Source organism: Candidatus Pelagibacter sp. HIMB1321 (assembly GCF_900177485.1).
Lineage (GTDB): Bacteria > Pseudomonadota > Alphaproteobacteria > Pelagibacterales > Pelagibacteraceae > Pelagibacter.
Map to the genome: position 1 here is coordinate 110,710 of NZ_LT840186.1, position 18,363 is coordinate 129,072.

Sequence of the window (18,363 nt, forward strand, 5' to 3'; positions counted from 1 at the left end):
CTCTAAATGTTTCAAAATACTATATAAGGGCGTGTCATTACTAAACCAAAAAACAATCAAAAAACCAGTAAAATTTCAAGGTGTTGGTTTACATAGTGGCAAAATTGTAAATTTATGTATCAAGAGTTTAGAGCCTAATGCTGGAATAATCTTTAAAAGAATTGATTTACAAAACAATAATTTAGTTTATCCAAATTTTAATAACGTTACAAATACCTCTTTAAATACCACTATATCAAATGAATTTGGAGTTAAAGTTTCTACTATAGAACATTTAATGGGTGCATTATTTGGACTTGGCATTGATAATGCTTTAATTGAAATAGACAATGAAGAGGTTCCTATTTTAGATGGTTCAGCGAAAGAATTTATAGAAAAAATTTTGCTTTCTGGATTTGAAGTTTCTAATCAACCAATTAAAATAATCAAAATTCTTAAAAAGGTTGAGTATAGTGAAGGTGATAGATTTATCTCTATAGAGCCTTCAAAAGTAAGTTTAGACATAAAATTTGAGCTTAAATACGAAAATCAAATTATTGGAAACCAAAAAAATAAAATTAATGTTTATGAGGATGACTTAGTTGAAATTTATAATTCTCGAACATTTTGTTTATATGAAGATATAGAATTTATTAAAAAAAAAGGTTTAGCTAAAGGCGGTAGTTTAGATAATGCAATAGTTGTAAAAGAGAATGAAATCCTAAACAAGGAAGGATTAAGAAATAACAAGGAATTTGTAAATCATAAAATATTAGATTGTATAGGAGACCTTTATACATGTGGTTATAGAATTATTGGAAATGTAGAGTGTTCTCAAGGAGGTCATTATTTGACTAATCAAATTTTGAGAAAAGTTTTCTCAGATAATAAAAACTTTTCTATAATAGAAATTCAAGAAAGAAATTTACCCCACACGTTGATTAATAAAAGTTTATTGAAGTCTATAGCTTAATAAATAAATTCAACTTTATAATTCTAATTTTAAACTGTATAAAACTGTAATGTTTGGTTTTAAACTTATCCTTATTTTAATCTTTATTTTAAATACAGCTTGTTCAAAGAATGAAAAACAAGTTTCAATTATTAAAGAAAAGGATTTAAATTCACAATTATATGAGGCCTATAGTGAGGGAATAGAGGCTTTAGAAAAAGGGGATGTTATTTTTGCAGCAAAAAAATTCAATGAGGCTGAAATCTTATACCCTCAATCAGAGTGGGCTCCAAAATCTTCCTTAATGGCAGCATATTCTTACTATGTACAAGATTATTATTCAGACGCCATAGCAGAATTAGAACGTTTCATTAAAGTATATTCGACTCATAAAAATTTAGACTATGCATATTATCTATTGGCAATTTGTTATTATGAACAAATTGTAGATGAAAAAAAAGATTTACAATCAATTATTCAGGCAAAAAAATATTTTATACTAATCAAGAATAACTACCAAAATTCTGAATATGCACTTGATGCAGATTTTAAGATAGATTTAATTAACGATATTATTGCATCTAAAGAAATTTATTTAGGAAGATATTATTTAGAAAAAAAAAAATGGATTGCTGCAATAAATAGATTTAGAACTGTTATTGATGAATATGATACAACAATTTATGCGGAAGAGGCATTACACAGACTTGTAGAAGTACATTATCTTTTGGGTTTAAATGAAGAGGCAGAAAAATATGCCAAATTATTAGGTTATAATTACCAATCGTCCAGATGGTATGAGCAATCATATAGTTTATTTGATAAGAATTATGAAATTAGAAATAGAGAAATAAAAAAGGATAAAGATAGTAAATTAATAAAAAGATTTAAATCTATTTTTAAATAAGGTGGATAAAAAAAAAATTTTAGCAGACTATAATCATAAGATTAGCAGGATTAATGAGCTAAACAAAAGTTATTATCAACTCAATAAGACAATAGTACCAGACTTTGAATTTGATCAATTAAAAAAAGAAATCCTAGAATTAGAAAATCAGTATGATTTTTTAGATCACAAAAATTCTCCCTCAAAAACAGTAGGATACAAACCTTCAAGAAATTTTGAAAAAATTAAACATAAAGTCCCAATGCTTTCGCTCTCAAATGCATTTTCAAAAGAAGATTTGGAAAATTTTTATAAAAAAATTCAAAATTATTTGGAATTAGATAGTTCTCAGATTATAGATATAAGTGCTGAACCTAAAATTGACGGAATATCTGCATCTTTAATTTATAAAAATAGACAGTTTGTGACTGGTCTCTCAAGGGGAGATGGAAAAGAGGGGGAAGATATTACTGAAAATCTTAAGACTATTATTGATATACCAAAAAATATTAAAGACCCTACTTTCCCAGACGAAATTGATATTAGAGGAGAAGTTTTTATTCAAAATAATGATTTCAAAAATTTATCTGATAAATTTAGTAATCCAAGAAATGCTGCATCTGGTTCGTTAAGACAGAAAGATTCAACAGAGACAAAAAAAATTCCTTTAAAGTTCATTGCATATACATTTGGATATGAAAAAGGTTTAAAAGTAAATTCTCAAGAAGAGTTTTTAGATAGTTTAAAAAAATGGGGATTTAAAACCAATCATCTTAATAAAACATTTAATAACATCACAGACTTATTAAAAAATTATAAACATATAGAAGAGAAAAGAAATGAACTTACATTTGATATTGATGGTATAGTTTATAAGGTTAATGATTTTAAATTACAGAAAAGACTTGGCTATGTTGCAAATTCACCTAGATGGGCAATAGCACATAAATTTTCAGCATTTAAAGGAGTTTCCAACATATTAGATATTGAAATTCAAATTGGAAGAACAGGTGCATTAACTCCTGTAGCCAAAATAAAACCAATTAATATAGGAGGTGTTATTGTTTCTAATGCAACATTGCATAATGAGGATGAAATTATCAGAAAAGACATAAGAGTTAACGATACCGTGTTAGTTGAGAGAGCAGGAGATGTAATTCCTCATATCATTTCTGTAGACTTAAAAAAAAGACCAGGTAATTCAAAAAAATTTGTTTTTCCAAAAAAGTGCCCCTCTTGTGGTTCGATTACAATTAAAGAATTTAATAAGACAACAAAGAAAACGGACGCAGTTAGACGATGCTCTAGTGAAGGATATGAATGTGAAAAAGTTTCAATTGAAAAAATAAAACATTTTGTATCAAAGGAGGCTTTCAATATTGATGGTCTAGGCAAAAAGATTGTAGAAAAATTTTGGCAACTAAATTTAATTAGATATCCTTACGATATATTTAAACTTGATTACAAAAAAATTGAAAACCTAGATGGTTGGGGAAAGCAGTCAATGAACAATTTAAAATATTCAATTGATCAAAAAAAAAATATCTCATTTGAAAGATTTATATATTCATTGGGTATTAGACATATTGGTTTTGAAGGGGCAAAATTGATTGCAAAAAACTTAAAAAAATCAAAAAATTTTTTAACATTATTAAACAAAAAAAAAATTGAAGAATTAAAAAATTTAGATGGTATTGGAGAAACTCAAATTAAATCAATCAAAGATTTTTTTGCTAATTATACCAATTCTCAAATTGTTAAATCTTTATTTAATCTAATTTATATTGAAGATTTCAATAGTATTGATGAAAATGGAGTATTAAAGGGGCAAACATTTCTTCTAACAGGTAAGCTTGAAAAAATGAGTAGAGCAGAAGCCAAAGCATTAATTGAAAAAAATTCAGGAAATGTAGTCAGCAATGTCTCTAAAAAATTAGACTATCTTATAGTTGGTGAAAAACCTACAAAAAGAAAAATTGAAAGTGCAAAAGAATTTAAAGTAAAAATTATTAATCAATCGGAATGGTTAAAAATGTTAAATTTGACTGGCTAACCATTTCTTTTCTTGAATGTTTAAGTAAGGTGAAATTTTTGAATAAACTTCCATGTGATATTTAAAAAGATAATTTTTTTCTTTTTGAGTTAATTGACCAAAATTAATTAGATCTTTTTCGATAGGAGCAAGTGTCAGATTTTCAAAATAAAAATTTTTACCAACTTTTTTAGCATAAACTAAGTTTTCAATTCTTATTCCAAATTTTTTTTCTTTATAATACCCTGGTTCGTTACTTATTATCATGCCTGGTTTTATTTTAATTGAATTATATTTAGAAATTCCTTGAGGGCCTTCGTGAACATTTAAGAAATAACCTACACCATGTCCTGTGCCATGTCCGTAGTCTAGACCTTTATTTTTTAAGAATTTCCTCGCATTAATATCAATTTTTTTTCCAACATTAATTTTATTAAGGTTAGTAGTTGCTACAGTTATATGTCCTTTAAGCACATCAGTAAAAATATTTTTCACTTTTGAATTTTGTTTTGAAAAACAAATAGTTCTTGTGACATCTGTTGTTCCATAATTATATTGCCCACCAGAGTCACATAAAAATATATCTTTAGGCTTAATTACTCTGGTATGATTTTTTTTAGCTCTATAATGAACAATAGCAGCGTTTGGACCAGCACCAGCAATTGTATTAAAACTTGGAAACACATAATTTTTATTTTTTTTTCTAAATGTTTCTAACTTATTTTGCGCATCAACTTCGGTTATCTTTTTTTTATTTTTATTTTTTATCCAAAATAAAAATTTCGTTAACGCCACACCATCTTGAACATGTGCTTTAATAGTATTATCGATTTCAACCTTATTCTTGATTGATTTTAGATAATAAATTGGATCATTTTTTTTAAAAACTTTTAATTTTTTTGAAAAAAATTCTTCAAACTTTAATGAACAAGATTTTATATCTAATAAGATTCTTGAACCTGATAATCTTTTATTAATTTTATAGTACTCTTTTGGCTCTACTATTTCATCAGCCTTTATTAATCTTTTTTTAATTAAATTTTTCAATTTTATTTTTGGAGCTATCAGAATTTTTTTTCCATTTTGACTTATTAGTAAATGTGAATTTGGAATAGGGCTAGTTGGACTATCTTTGCCTCTAATATTTAATAACCAGGCTACATTTTCTGGGGCAGAAATGAAAATATGATCAAATTTATTTTTTTTTAAAAATCTAGTTATGTAATTAATTTTTGTTAAATGGCTTTGACCAGTTATTTTTTCATTTAGTAAATAAAATTTATTAATTTTTAATTTTTTATGTTTTGTAATTTTATCTATAAGATTTTCTTTAATTACTTTAATATTTTTCTTTGGAAAAATTTTTTTAATTTGTTCACTAGTAAATAAATTAGGGTCTAAACCAATTATAAGATCTTTTATTTTCTTAAAATCAAATACTTTTTCATAACTGAAAATTTCAAATTTTTTTCCACTCTCAATTTTCGCCTGTATTGTATATCTGCTATCTACAAACAAAAAATTCCTATTTTTTAATATTAGTGCATATCCAGCTGAGCCAGTAAAATTTGTAATTTTTTTTAATCTATCTTTATTGGCATGTTCAGAAAAAAATTCATCATTTTTTGGGATGATATATCCGTCTATGCCATGTGTATTAAATAATTTTCTAAGCCTTGTTATTAAATTTTTCATTTAATTTTTTTTTGATATCTTATCCAACCAGGACTTCTGACACTATCTTCACTGTCAATTTCAAAATCTTGATTAAATTCAAAGTCTTCAATTTCATTTTTATCTTCTTCAAAAACAGAATTTTTTTCCAAATAATCACTTGGTAATTCATCAATAAATCTTGATGCCATGCTGTCGATCCAGTCACCTTGATAAAATCTATTCATTGAAAAAGATATTAGTGCTTTTTTTTTAGCTCTAGTAATTCCAACGTAGGCAAGTCTTCTTTCTTCTTCTAGTCCGTTTTGCCCCTTTTCCTCAATAGATTTTTGGTGCGGAAATAAACCTTCTTCCCATCCAGGAAGAAAAACAACATCAAATTCAAGTCCTTTTGCTGCATGCATAGTCATCATATTTACTTTTTGACCTTCCCAGTCCTGATCAATTGCAGTTGCAAGAGAAACATGCTCTAAAAAACTTTCAAGATTATCAAATTCCTTCATTGCACTTAGTAATTCTTTTATATTTTCAAGACGATTTTCATTTTCAACATCTTTTTTATTTTTCAACATTGCAGAATAACCAGACTCATCTAAAATTATTTGTAACAACTTTACATGGTTAATTTTTTTTATTTCTAAATCATTTCTCCATTTTGAAAGAGAGTTTAAAAATATCGAAAGTCCCATCTTAGTTTTTGGCTTTATCAAGTTTAGCTCAATCATTTTTCTCGATGCAAATTCAAGGTTGGTAGATTCTTTTTTAGCAAATTCATGTATTTGTTTAATTGTGTTATCTCCAATAGATCTTTTTGGATTATTCACAATCCTTTCAAAAGCCAAATCATCTCTATGCTGGTAAACTATTCTTAAATAAGCAACACAATCTTTAATTTCTGCTCTTTCATAAAATTTTGTTCCTCCTAAAATTCTATATGGTAATCCAATTTTTAAAAATCTTTCTTCAAATTCCCTTGTTTGAAATATAGCTCTTACAAGAATAGCAACATTATTGAGTGAATATTTCTTTTTAATTTTTTCAATTTCATCTGAAACACCAATTGCTTCATCTTTACCATTTTTATAACAATTTAAATTTATTAAATCACCTTCTTCCATTGTCGTTTTTAATGTTTTACCAACTCGATTTTCATTGTTAGATATTAGATGAGAAGCAACTGATAAGATATTTTGTGTAGATCTATAATTTTGTTCTAGTCTGATTACTTTTGTGTTTTCATAAATTTGATCAAATTCTAAGAAATTTTTTATTTCTGCTCCACGCCAACTGTAAATTGATTGATCGTCATCTCCAACACAACATAGATTATTATTTTTTTCAGCTAATAAATTTAGCCATCTACTTTGTATGTAATTTGTATCTTGATATTCATCTACTAAAATATATTTAAAATTTCTGGAATATATTTCTCTGATATCTCTATTATTTTCAAGAATTTTAACAACATGTAAAATCAGGTCATCAAAATCACAGGCATTTAGATCTGTAAGTTTCTGCTGATAAATTTTGTAAACTGGTAATATAGTTTTTTCATAAATATCTTTGTTATTAATAATTACCTCACTAGGATATTGTCCTTTGTTCTTCCATCTGCCAATTATTGAAAGAATATATCTTGGAGCCAGTTGTTTGATATCTATGTTTTCGGCTTTACAGATATTTTTAACTAATCTTATTTGATCATCTGAATCTATAATAGTGAAATTTGAATTTAGATTTACTGCACTTGCGTGCTTTCTTAATAATTTAGCACATATTGAGTGAAAAGTACCCAACCAAGACAATCCAGTTGCACTTGCTCCAAGTATTGAGCTTACCCTTGTTTGCATTTCTTTAGCAGCTTTATTAGTAAAGGTGACAGCTAAAATTTGATTAGGGTATGCTTTTTTTTCTTTTATAATGTGAGCTATCCTGCTTGTTAAAACCTTCGTTTTACCGGATCCAGCGCCAGCTACTATTAATAAGGGTCCGTCTAAATAAGTAACAGCCTCTGTTTGAGCTTCATTCAGGTTTTTAAGATAATCTGCGTTTACCATTTTATTTATTTATTTATAAGAACTACCTAATGTTTAAAAAAAATATTTTTATCAAAAAAATCTCAAAATTATTATTATCAATTAACAACAGAATAGAAAGTTTTTTTAACTTAATTAAAGACATAAAATTAACCAAAAAAAAATTTTTTAATTTTTGGAATAAATATCTAGATAAAAAATTATTTATACCATCAATAATAATTGTTTTTGGAGTATTTATATATTTTTTATTACCAGCCTTTTATGACAAAAATGAAATCAAAAATCAGATAAAAAATCAAATATTAGAAAAGTATAATTTAAACATTAAATTTGATAAAGAGTTAGAATACTCTTTATTTCCAAAACCTCATTTTCTAACAGAAGATGTCAAAATAGAATCAGGGTCTCAAATTATTTCAAATTCACAAAAAGCTAGATTTTATATATCAAATAAAAATAACTTTAAGTTTGATTTGATTAAAATAGATAAATTATTTTTTTTAAAAACTGATTTTAGAATAAGTAGTTCAAATTTTAAATTTTTTATAGATTTGTTAAGTAATAAAAATTTTAATCATGAATTAAGATTTATAAAGAACCAATTATTTTATTTGGATCAAAATAATGAAGTAATTTTTTTTTCTAATTCAAAAACAATTGATTATTTTAATCAAGAAAATTTATTAAATGAATTAAATGCAAAATTAGATACCTTTAATTTACCTATAAATTTAAAGATATCTCATGATATTCTAAATAGAAATTTTTTCAATGAAATCGAAATTGATAAATTAGGAATTAACATTGAAAATAATTTAAAATATAAAGATAAAGACATACAAGGTTTCATTGATTTAAAGTTTATTAACAAAAATAATTTAATTATTTATAGTATAAAAAATAATAATGTTATTTTTAATTTTGAGGACCAACAAATAGAAGGTAAAGTAAATATTAAACCATTTTTTCTTTCATCAAGTTTAAAAGTCGAAAATATTAATTTAAAAGATTTATTTAATAAAAATTCAATTTTAGTAAACTTGTTAAAAACTGAAATTTTTAATAATAAAAATCTTAATGGTAAATTAGATATTCAAATTGACGGTTTTAATGATCTTACACACATTGATTCAGTTAAATTTGATATCCTTTTGGAAGAAGGTGAAATATTAATTTCAAATTTAATTTTTATTTTTAGAGACAATACAATTTTTAATTTTAAAAGTGTTAATGTTATTATTGAGGAAAATAAATTAAAATTTATTGGTGATCTTTCCATAGATTTTAATGATATCCAGAGTTTTTATAATCATTTTCAAATTGTAAGAAATTATAGAAAAAATATCAGTCAAATTAATTCAAATTTTGTTTTCAATTTTGATGACGAAACATTTACGCTGAATGAATTAAAAATTGTTGGAGTCGAAAAAAAAATGCATGATGAGTATTTGAGTCGATTTAATTTAGATAAACAAAATATTTTTAATAAAATAGTGTTTAGAAATAAAGTTAGAGATTTTTTTGAAATACTTAGCTTGGACTAATCATTTTCTTTGGATCAACAATTTTTTTGTAATCCTTTTCGTTTATTAACCCTGTTTTTAGTGCTTCTTTTTTTAGAGTGGTGCCATTTTTTAGAGCTGTTTTTGCTATTTTAGCTGCATTATCATATCCGATGTGAGGAGCTAAAGCGGTTACTAACATTAAAGAATTATCTAGGTGGCTTTGTATTCTTTTTTTATCAGCCTTAATTCCTTTAACACAATATAAAGCGAAATTTTTTGTACTATCAGCAATGAGATCAATAGACTGGAGTATATTATGTGCAATCATTGGTTTAAAAACATTCAGTTCAAAATGACCATGACTTCCAGCAATTGTTATACCACTATGATTGCCAATTACTTGTGCACAAACCATTGTTACAGCTTCACATTGAGTAGGGTTAACCTTGCCAGGCATAATTGATGAACCTGGTTCATTTTCAGGTAAAATTAATTCTCCATATCCTGCTCTTGGTCCAGATCCTAAAAACCTAATATCATTTGAAATTTTCATTAAAGCAACTGCGCAAGTATTTAAAGAACCTGAAAAGTTAACAATAGCATCATGTGCTGCAAGCTCTGAAAATTTATTTTCAGCAGGTTTAAATGGAATTTTAGTAAATTTTTTTATTTCACTTACTATTTTTTTGTCAAAATTTTTTCTTGAATTAATACCTGTGCCAACAGCAGTTCCACCTTGTGCTAAATAAAAAATTTCTTTTAAAGTAATTTCAATTCGATGAATAGATTTTTTCAATTGTGAATGATATCCAGAAAACTCTTGTCCTAAAGAAAGAGGGGTGGCATCTTGCAAATGTGTTCTTCCTATTTTAATTATATTCCTAAATTCAATTGATTTTTTTTTTAACTCTTTTTCTAAAATCTTTAAATTAGGCAACAGTTTTTTTAATGTTTCAGTAGCAACTGAAATGTGCATTGCTGTTGGAAATACATCATTAGTAGATTGTGATTTATTAACATGATCATTTGGATGCACAGGTTTTTTAGCCCCTTTTTTACCACCCAAAATTTCAATGGCTCTATTAGCAATTACTTCGTTGACATTCATATTAGTTTGAGTGCCCGAACCAGTTTGCCAAACTTTTAAGGGGAAATTATCATCAAGTTTTCCTTTTATAACTTCATCTGAAGCTTTGATAATAGCTTTTGTAATTTTATTATTTATTTGTCTATCTTTTGAATGAACTATAGCTGCCGATCTTTTGATTATTGCTATAGATTTAATTATTGAGATATTGACTAAAATCTTACCAATATTAAAAAACTTATTTGATCTTTGAGTTGAAGCTCCCCAGTATTTATCATTAGGGACATTAATTGATCCAATGCTATCAAATTCTTTTCTTTGTTTCATTGATTAATTTCTAAATAATTAATAATTATTAATATACATTAAACTTCAAAAAACCAATAGGGGGAATATGTCAAATTTTAATAAAGTTGGAACTTTTATGAAAACATTTGGTCAAGAAGTTAAAACAAAACCTTCATTCAGTAGTGATAAAATAAACAAACTAAGAATAGATCTAATCAAAGAAGAGCTTGAAGAGCTTACAGAGGCAATGCAAAATAAAGATTTATTAGAAGTAGCAGATGCTTTGACAGACATACTCTATGTCACTTATGGAGCAGGTCATGCATTTGGAATAGATTTAGATAAATGTTTTAATGAAGTTCAAAACTCTAATATGAGCAAATTAGGTGAGGATGGAAAACCAATTTATAATGAGTCAGGAAAAGTTATGAAAGGGCCTAATTATTTTAAACCAGATTTATCAAAGTTTGTCTCTTAAATTTGTAATTTAAAATCTATAGCTGGGGCACTATGAGTAATGCTACCAATAGAAATTCTGTTAACACCAGTTTTTGCTATTGATTTTACAGTTTTTAAATTAACGTTTCCTGAAGCCTCTGTCTCGTAAGAACCCTTTATTATCTTAATTGCCTTTTTCAAACTATTTATGCTCATATTGTCTAATAAAACTCTATCAAATTTAAGACCCATTAAAGATTTTAACTGGTTTAAATTGTCTATTTCTACAGTAATTTTTTTTCCTTTTTTATTTTTAATAGCTTTTGTAACTAGAGTTTTTAAATCTGATGATGCAATGTGATTATCTTTGATCAGATATTCATCACTTAAATTAAATCGATGATTAGTTCCACCCCCTAATTTAACTGCATATTTTTGTATTACTCTCAAATTTGGTATTGTTTTTCTAGTACAGCAGATATTTGTTTTTTTTCCCACTAATTTTACAAATTTATTAGTAATTGTTGCTATTCCAGATATATGAGATAAAAAATTTAGTGCTACTCTTTCAGCTATCAAAATATTTTTTGCTTTTCCTTCAATTGTTGCAATCAAAGAACCTTTTTTTACATTAGAACCATCTCTTTTTTTTATCCTAAACTTTATTTTTTTATCAATTAAATAAAAAGCTTGTTTTGCAAATAATAATCCACCAACTATTGCACTTTGATTTGCAATAAGTTTAATTTTAATACTTTTGTCATTTTCAACCAAGCTGGATGTGATGTCCCCAGAGGGATAAAGATCCTCATTCAGTGCAAGCTTTACAGTATTAAGAATAAAAGTATTACTTAATTGAATTTTTGACACTTAATTTATCTGCCAATAGCTGCCATTTTTTCAACTGAAATTCTGGCTTTATCAATGGTTTCTTTGTCCATTATTATTTCACCAGTTTCGTTTTCTAAGCAATCTAATATCTTTGGGAGAGTAATTTTTTTCATGTGCGGGCACATATTACATGGTTTTATAAATTCAACATTAGGATTTTCTACTTGTATATTATCACTCATTGAACATTCAGTGACCATCATTACTTTTTTAGGCTGATTGTCTTTAACATAACTAATCATACCAGACGTTGAGCCAGCAAAGTCACTTACTTCTATTACATCTGGTGGACATTCAGGGTGAGCAATAATTTTTATACCTGGATTATTTAATCTTATGTCTTCAATTTCTTTTTTATTGAATTGGTCATGAACAACACAAATTCCTTTCCATGAAATAATCTCAACGTCAGTTTGAGATGCAACATATTTAGCAAGATAATCATCTGGAAGAAATATTACTTTTTTTACACCAAGAGATTTCACAATTTTTACGGCATTAGCTGAAGTGCAACAAACATCTGTTTCAGCTTTTACTTCTGCTGAAGTATTTACATAAGAAACAACTGGCACCCCAGGATATTTTTCTTTCAATAATCTTACATCTTTACCTGTAATTGAAGATGACAATGAACAGCCTGCATTCATATCTGGTAGCAGAACTTTTTTACTTGGGCTCATTAATTTTGCTGTTTCAGCCATAAAATGAACTCCTGCCATTAATATTATATCTGCTGAGGTTTTTGATGCTTCAATAGCTAGAGCTAGAGAATCTGCAGAAAAATCAGCTACCCCATGATAAATTTCAGGTGTTTGATAATTATGAGCGAGTATTATTGCGTTTTTTTGCTTTTTAAGTTTATTAATTTTATCAATGTAAGGAGCATGCACTAACCATTCTATTTCAGGCATAACCTTTGAAATTTTTTGATAAATATGGTCAGTTGATCGTTTTACGTCCTGTGTAAATTCCATATCATTATTTACCAATTTGAAAGATAGAAGTCATTCATTTATTATGAGACATATTGCGGTCGTGCTGAAATTGGTAGACAGGCACGGTTGAGGGCCGTGTGGACTTAGTCCATGAGAGTTCGAGTCTCTCCGACCGCACCAATTAATGATCATTTATCAATCCAATCAGGTTTCTTGATACTTATCGATGCTTCTTTTGTTGTGAATTTTGAACTCTGATCAAAATTTTTATCTAAATACTTTATAAGAGCAAAAGGATATTCGCTTTCAATTAAAACTTTTCCAATTTCAATTTCATTACTAAAAATACTTTCACCTTCATATAATTTTCCCTCAATTATATTAATTGGTAATAATCTTTTAGAAAGTTTATTTTTTAATTTAATTCTTGCTGTATTTTCCTGGCCAACATAACAACCCTTTTTAAAATCTATTCCATTTAATTCATCGTAGTTACACTCAATTCCAAAAAGTTTGTTTTGTAATTTATTTAAGTTCTTTGGAACTATTCCTAGTTTGTGACTGTGAGAATAATACTCTTCTATATTTGCATTTTTTAAATCTAGTTTTTTTAGAGATAGATATAGCTTTTCTAAGTTTATTATTAATCTTGCTCCTAAATTTTTATTTCTTGGATCTAATAAAACAGAATCCTCTCTATATTTCAAGGTGTAACCCTCAATATCTTGAGCTTTTTCTAAAGTTAAAAATTTTTGGTAAGATAATGCAGTTACAACAAATTCATTACTTAAATCTAAAATTTCAATTTTAGATCTCAGTTTATAAACATTTAATTGTTTAAATAGTTCTTTGCTTTGATCTTTTTCGCAATCAATAAAAAAACCTGATTTATGTTTTATGATTATGAAATCAAATAAAAACTTTCCCTGAGGAGATAATAATGATCCAAAACAACTATTATCATCGCTTACTTTTTTAATATCATTGGTTATTAAGTTTTGAAGAAAGTCTTTTACATCTTCGCCAGTTACATAAAGAACTGCTCTGTCTTTTAAAATATATACTTTATTAATATTCATAATTGATTGAATGCTTAATTTAATATAGTAACTTTTCTACTAAATGACAGATCTTATAATTAAAAATGGTAACTGTTTTATTGATAACAACCTAGTCAATACAGACATTGCTATTAAAGATAAAAAAATTTTAAAAATTGGTAAAAATCTTGGGGATGCAAAAGATATTATTGATGCTAGTGGTCTCACAGTTTTACCTGGATGTATAGATACACAGACTCATTTTAGAGAACCAGGTTCAACAGATACAGAAGATTTACATTCTGGAAGTAGAGCTGCAATCGCTGGTGGTATTACTTCAGTTTTTGAAATGCCAAATACTAATCCACCAACATCTAACATGAAAGAGTTTCAAAGAAAATTAGATTTAGCTAAAGATAGAATGTATTGTAATTACGCTTTCTATTTTGGTGCAACAGCAGATAATGCCAAAGATTTGGCAAGTTTAGTTGGTTTAGAAGGTTGTTGTGGCATCAAACTTTTTGCAGGCTCCTCAACAGGCAATTTATTAGTTGCTGAAGAAAATGACATAGAAAAGGTTTTTCAGAATGCCTCAAAAGTTATTGCAGTCCATTCTGAGGATGAAGAAATTTTAAATAGAAATAAAAAACTTATTAAAGAAAGTGAAGTTCATACCCATCCAGTTTGGAGAAGTGATGAATGTGCAATATCTTCAACAAGAAGAATTGTAAGAATTGCTGAAAGATATAAGAAAAAAGCACATATTTTGCATGTAACTACCAAGCAGGAAATAGATTTTCTATCTCAACACAAAGGCAATATTACTTTTGAAATTACACCTCAGCATCTAACAATTTATGCGCCAGATTGTTATGATAAGCTTGGAACCTATGCTCAAATGAATCCACCCTTAAGAGATAAATCTCATTATGATCGATTATGGTATGGAGTAAAAAATAATCTAAATGATACGATCGGCTCTGATCACGCGCCTCATTTAAAAGAAAATAAAGAAAAAACTTATCCCAACTCTCCCTCAGGAATGCCAGGGGTACAAACTTTAATGCCTGTTATGTTAAATCATGTAAATGATGGAAAGTTGACACTCTCACAGCTTGTAAAACTTGTTTGCGAAAATCCAGTAAAAATTTTTGGTATTCAAAATAAAGGTTTTATCAAAGAGCAATATGATGCTGATTTCACAATTATTGATATGAATAAAACTATAGAAATAAAAAATGAAAATATTGAGAGTAAATGTGGCTGGTCTCCATTTAATGGTTTTAAATTTAAAGGAACTCCAGTCTCAACAATAATTGGTGGAACAGTTAAAATGAAAGATGGTAAAATTTTAGGCGACCCAGAAGGAAAACCGTTAAAGTTTAATTAATTTTTCCTGTAAAACTATTAACAAGTATAACTCCAACAACTATCAAAAACATCCCAACAATTGCCTGCCAGGCCAAAGTTTGTTTAAAAAATATATATCCTAAAATAGCAATTGTAAAAATCCCAAGTCCACTCCACGTAGCATAAACAATTGCAATTGGTAATTTATTAACAACAAAAGTTAAAAGATAAAAAGCAGTAAGATAAAATATTACTAAAAAAGTTGTTGGAATCAATTTAGTGAAATTTTGTGAAACAGGCAAAAGCATTGTTCCAGCTACCTCACAAAAAATAGCTCCTATCAAAAAAAGATAGGTCTTAAGCATTTTGTATAATATTATTTTCTTTTAAAGATACTTTTATTTCATCTAAGATTTTTGGATCATCAATGGTTGCTGGCATTTTATATTCAACATTATCAGCAATTTTTCTTATTGTTCCTCTAAGAATTTTACCAGATCTTGTTTTTGGAAGTCTTTTCACGACTATTACAACTTTAAAAGCAGCAACAGGACCAATTTTATTCCTAACCATTTGAATACATTCTTTTGAAATTGTCTCATTATCTTTATCTACTCCTGCTTTTAAAACAATAAGCCCTATTGGTAGTTGTCCTTTTAATTTGTCAGCAATTCCAAGAACTGCGCATTCAGCAACTGATTGGTGTTCTGATAACACTTCTTCAATTGCTCCAGTGGATAATCTATGTCCTGCAACATTTATAATATCATCAGTTCTAGACATTATCCAAATATAACCATCCTCATCTATGTGACCTGCATCATAGGTTTGATAATAACCCTCATAGTTACTCATATAATTTTCTTTATATCTATTATCAGCATTCCAAAGAGTAGGGAAAGTTCCTGGAGGCAAAGGAAGTTTAACAACAATATCTCCCATTTCATTTGGTTTTGCCAAAGATTGATCAGGTTTTATAATTTTTACATCATAACCAGGAACAGCTTTACAAGCTGATCCATATTTAGTTTTCATCATTTCTATTCCAATACAATTTGCACTTATTGCCCAACTTGTTTCAGTTTGCCACCAATGATCAATTACAGGTACTTTCAATAAATTTTCAGCCCACTTTATAGTATCTGGATCAGCTCTTTCCCCAGCTAAGAATAAAGTTTTGAATTTAGATAAATCATGTTTTGAAAAAAATTTACCTTCAGGATCCTCTTTTTTGATTGCCCTAAAAGCAGTTGGAGCTGTGAACAGTGCTTTTACATTATGTTCAGAAATGATTTTCCAAAAAACTCCAGCATCAGGAGTTCCAACCGGTTTTCCTTCAAACAAAACAGTAGTACACCCCTTAAACAAAGGAGCGTAAACAATATAAGAGTGCCCGACAATCCAACCTATGTCACTTGCTGACCACCAAACATCATCTTCATCAATATTGTAGATATTTTTCATCGTCCATTTTAAAGCTACTATATGACCACCTATATCCCTTACTATCCCTTTAGGGGTGCCTGTTGTACCTGAGGTGTACAAAATATACGCCAAGTCATTTGAGTTCATCTCAACACAGTCGACATCTTTTGCTTTAGAAACCACTTCTTGCCAATCAAGTTCATTTGATGAGCTAAGTTTAACCTCATGATCTTTTCTTTGAAATAAAATTAATTTTTCGATTTTATGTTTTGCTTTTTTTAAAGCTTCATCCACAAGCGGTTTATATTCAACAGTTCTTCCTGGTTCAAAACCACATGAAGCTGTTACTAAAATTTTTGCAGTACTATCATCAATTCTACTTGCTAGCTCATCAGAAGCAAAACCTCCAAACACCACTGAGTGAATAGCCCCAATCCTAGCACAAGCTAGCATTGCAATTACAGCCTCTGGTATCATTGGCATGTAAATAATTACTCTATCTCCTTTATTAACTCCTTGCTCTTTCAATCCACCAGCAAATTTTGAAACTTTTGATCTTAATTCCTCATAAGTAAATTTTAATTTCTGACCTGTGATCGGACTATCGTAGATTAAAGCGGTTTTTTGACCTTTTCCATTATCAATATGAACGTCTAAAGCATTGTAGCAAGTGTTAGTGACCCCATCACTGAACCATTTATAAAAAGGTGGGTTTGATTTATCTAAAATTTTTGTCGGTTTCTTAAACCAAAAGACATCATTAGATATGTCTTGCCAAAAATTTTCAGGATTATTGATAGATTGATTGTAAATATCTTTAAAATTACTCATAAAATTATTTTGATTCGTAATAGCTTAATTTTTACTTTTTTAACTTATAGATTGTATTTAATTTTAAAAAGTCAGTAAAATCAATGTAAATTAAAGGTAATTTTGTCTTCAATTTTCTAACTTTATTTGCTATTTAACCCCAACTTTGGCTTAGGATGACCTAAGTCTAGTTTATATAAACTAAATAAATAAAAACTAACGAAGAGGGAGTTTTTTATGAAAAAACTTAAATTGTTTGCTCTTACAGCTGTTGCTCTTATGGGTGTTACAGGTGTAGCAAACGCAGAAACTGCCATGTTAGCTCAAGATGATTTCGTAGGTATTTCATTTTGGTTAGTATCAATGGCTTGTTTAGCTGCTACTGTGTTCTTCTTTTTAGAGAGAAGTTCAGTTCCAGCTGGATGGAGAGTTTCAATGACAGTTGCTGGTCTAGTAACTGGTATTGCATTCGTACACTACATGTACATGAGAGATGTATGGATCGCTACAGGCGACTCACCAACTGTTTACAGATACATTGACTGGTTAATTACTGTACCGTTATTGATGTTAGAATTCTATTTTGTTCTATCAGCAGTAAACAAAGCAGACTCTGGAATTTTCTGGAGACTGATGATTGGTACATTAGTAATGCTAGTAGGTGGATACTTAGGAGAAGCAGGATACATCAACACTACACTTGGTTTCATTATCGGTATGGCTGGTTGGGTATACATTCTTTATGAAGTATTCTCTGGTGAAGCAGGTAAGAGAGCAGCGAAAAGTGGTAATAAAGCACTTGTAACTGCTTTTGGTGCAATGAGAATGATCGTTACTGTAGGTTGGGCTATTTACCCGTTAGGTTACATTTTTGGTTACATGACAGGTGGAGTAGACGCTAGCTCACTTAACGTGATTTACAACGCAGCTGACTTCTTGAACAAGATCGCTTTCGGTCTAATCATTTGGGCAGCAGCAATGCAACAACCTGGTAGAGCTAAGTAAGTTTTACTAAGTTAAGATTTAAAAGGG

At 28.1% G+C, this 18,363-nt stretch carries 15 protein-coding genes and 1 tRNA gene; 8 read left to right on the plus strand and 8 right to left on the minus strand.

From position 1 onward, the window contains the following. The first annotated feature begins 31 nt into the window (after nt 1-31). From lpxC to ligA, 3 genes are read left to right on the plus strand one after another with little or no spacing between them, the layout of a single operon-like run. Nucleotides 32-952: a UDP-3-O-acyl-N-acetylglucosamine deacetylase gene (gene lpxC, locus B9N70_RS00600; RefSeq protein WP_085113878.1), complete on the plus strand. Its 921-nt coding sequence runs from the start codon at nt 32-34 to the stop codon at nt 950-952. A gap of 49 nt (nt 953-1,001) precedes the next feature. Continuing rightward, entirely contained in the window at nt 1,002-1,838 is an 837-nt protein-coding gene (locus B9N70_RS00605) for an outer membrane protein assembly factor BamD (protein ID WP_085113879.1), read from the plus strand. Between the two features lies 1 nt (nt 1,839). Then, on the plus strand, nt 1,840-3,870 hold the full coding sequence (gene ligA, locus B9N70_RS00610) for an NAD-dependent DNA ligase LigA (RefSeq protein WP_085113880.1): 2,031 nt from the start codon (nt 1,840-1,842) through the stop codon (nt 3,868-3,870). Here ligA and B9N70_RS00615 read toward each other — a convergent pair. Continuing rightward, nucleotides 3,853-5,544, minus strand: a complete 1,692-nt coding sequence (locus tag B9N70_RS00615) for an aminopeptidase P family protein (protein ID WP_085113881.1) — start codon at nt 5,542-5,544, stop codon at nt 3,853-3,855. The two genes, ligA and B9N70_RS00615, sit on opposite strands and share 18 nt — an antisense overlap. After that, complete coding sequence (locus tag B9N70_RS00620; RefSeq protein ID WP_085113882.1) at nt 5,541-7,580, minus strand: ATP-dependent helicase; 2,040 nt, start codon at nt 7,578-7,580, stop codon at nt 5,541-5,543. Before B9N70_RS00620 ends, B9N70_RS00615 begins: the two co-directional genes overlap by 4 nt. A gap of 29 nt (nt 7,581-7,609) precedes the next feature. On the opposite strand from B9N70_RS00620, the gene B9N70_RS00625 reads away from it, so the two are divergent. Further along, on the plus strand, nt 7,610-9,106 hold the full coding sequence (locus B9N70_RS00625; protein ID WP_085113883.1) for an AsmA family protein: 1,497 nt from the start codon (nt 7,610-7,612) through the stop codon (nt 9,104-9,106). On the opposite strand, the gene fumC is transcribed toward B9N70_RS00625, so the two are convergent. Then, a complete protein-coding gene (fumC, locus tag B9N70_RS00630) occupies nt 9,093-10,481 on the minus strand; it encodes a class II fumarate hydratase (protein ID WP_085113884.1) in 1,389 nt (462 codons plus the stop codon). The two genes, B9N70_RS00625 and fumC, sit on opposite strands and share 14 nt — an antisense overlap. Before the next feature lie 67 nt (nt 10,482-10,548). Between fumC and B9N70_RS00635 the strand changes: the two genes are divergently transcribed. Beyond that, nucleotides 10,549-10,920: a nucleoside triphosphate pyrophosphohydrolase family protein gene (locus B9N70_RS00635; RefSeq protein WP_085113885.1), complete on the plus strand. Its 372-nt coding sequence runs from the start codon at nt 10,549-10,551 to the stop codon at nt 10,918-10,920. Here B9N70_RS00635 and nadC read toward each other — a convergent pair. Next, nucleotides 10,917-11,750, minus strand: coding sequence for a carboxylating nicotinate-nucleotide diphosphorylase (gene nadC, locus B9N70_RS00640; RefSeq protein WP_085113886.1), 834 nt, complete (start codon nt 11,748-11,750; stop codon nt 10,917-10,919). The genes B9N70_RS00635 and nadC overlap by 4 nt on opposite strands. A gap of 5 nt (nt 11,751-11,755) precedes the next feature. Next, nucleotides 11,756-12,745 (minus strand): quinolinate synthase NadA, encoded by a 990-nt coding sequence (gene nadA / locus B9N70_RS00645; protein WP_085113887.1) that lies wholly within the window; start codon nt 12,743-12,745, stop codon nt 11,756-11,758. Nucleotides 12,746-12,800: 55 nt separating this feature from the next. Between nadA and B9N70_RS00650 the strand changes: the two genes are divergently transcribed. Continuing rightward, nucleotides 12,801-12,886 (plus strand) — tRNA-Leu (locus B9N70_RS00650). A gap of 8 nt (nt 12,887-12,894) precedes the next feature. Here the strand turns inward: B9N70_RS00650 and ygfZ are convergent. Continuing rightward, entirely contained in the window at nt 12,895-13,785 is an 891-nt protein-coding gene (gene ygfZ / locus B9N70_RS00655) for a CAF17-like 4Fe-4S cluster assembly/insertion protein YgfZ (protein ID WP_085113888.1), read from the minus strand. A gap of 43 nt (nt 13,786-13,828) precedes the next feature. Between ygfZ and B9N70_RS00660 the strand changes: the two genes are divergently transcribed. Beyond that, complete coding sequence (locus B9N70_RS00660) at nt 13,829-15,136, plus strand: dihydroorotase (protein WP_085113889.1); 1,308 nt, start codon at nt 13,829-13,831, stop codon at nt 15,134-15,136. Here B9N70_RS00660 and B9N70_RS00665 read toward each other — a convergent pair. Both B9N70_RS00665 and B9N70_RS00670 read right to left on the minus strand, forming a co-directional pair. Then, nucleotides 15,129-15,461 carry a DMT family transporter gene (locus B9N70_RS00665; RefSeq protein WP_085113890.1) on the minus strand — a complete coding sequence of 111 codons (333 nt, stop codon included), beginning with the start codon at nt 15,459-15,461 and terminating at the stop codon, nt 15,129-15,131. The two genes, B9N70_RS00660 and B9N70_RS00665, sit on opposite strands and share 8 nt — an antisense overlap. Beyond that, nucleotides 15,454-17,352: a propionyl-CoA synthetase gene (locus tag B9N70_RS00670; protein ID WP_085113891.1), complete on the minus strand. Its 1,899-nt coding sequence runs from the start codon at nt 17,350-17,352 to the stop codon at nt 15,454-15,456. Before B9N70_RS00670 ends, B9N70_RS00665 begins: the two co-directional genes overlap by 8 nt. Nucleotides 17,353-17,568: 216 nt before the next feature. Here B9N70_RS00670 and B9N70_RS00675 point away from each other — a divergent pair, with 216 nt between their 5' ends. Further along, nucleotides 17,569-18,336 carry a bacteriorhodopsin-like gene (locus B9N70_RS00675; protein WP_085113892.1) on the plus strand — a complete coding sequence of 256 codons (768 nt, stop codon included), beginning with the start codon at nt 17,569-17,571 and terminating at the stop codon, nt 18,334-18,336. Nucleotides 18,337-18,363 lie beyond the last annotated feature (27 nt).

Bases quoted from the DNA above. Each gene is read 5' to 3' on its own strand.
- fumC (WP_085113884.1), bottom strand. From the start codon at position 10,481: ATGAAACAAAGAAAAGAATTTGATAGCATTGGATCAATTAATGTCCCT.
- B9N70_RS00625 (WP_085113883.1), top strand. From the start codon at position 7,610: ATGTTTAAAAAAAATATTTTTATCAAAAAAATCTCAAAATTATTATTA.
- ygfZ (WP_085113888.1), bottom strand. From the start codon at position 13,785: ATGAATATTAATAAAGTATATATTTTAAAAGACAGAGCAGTTCTTTAT.
- B9N70_RS00635 (WP_085113885.1), top strand. From the start codon at position 10,549: ATGTCAAATTTTAATAAAGTTGGAACTTTTATGAAAACATTTGGTCAA.
- B9N70_RS00620 (WP_085113882.1), bottom strand. From the start codon at position 7,580: ATGGTAAACGCAGATTATCTTAAAAACCTGAATGAAGCTCAAACAGAG.
- B9N70_RS00605 (WP_085113879.1), top strand. From the start codon at position 1,002: ATGTTTGGTTTTAAACTTATCCTTATTTTAATCTTTATTTTAAATACA.
- B9N70_RS00660 (WP_085113889.1), top strand. From the start codon at position 13,829: ATGACAGATCTTATAATTAAAAATGGTAACTGTTTTATTGATAACAAC.
- B9N70_RS00615 (WP_085113881.1), bottom strand. From the start codon at position 5,544: ATGAAAAATTTAATAACAAGGCTTAGAAAATTATTTAATACACATGGC.
- B9N70_RS00670 (WP_085113891.1), bottom strand. From the start codon at position 17,352: ATGAGTAATTTTAAAGATATTTACAATCAATCTATCAATAATCCTGAA.
- B9N70_RS00665 (WP_085113890.1), bottom strand. From the start codon at position 15,461: ATGCTTAAGACCTATCTTTTTTTGATAGGAGCTATTTTTTGTGAGGTA.
- nadA (WP_085113887.1), bottom strand. From the start codon at position 12,745: ATGGAATTTACACAGGACGTAAAACGATCAACTGACCATATTTATCAA.
- B9N70_RS00675 (WP_085113892.1), top strand. From the start codon at position 17,569: ATGAAAAAACTTAAATTGTTTGCTCTTACAGCTGTTGCTCTTATGGGT.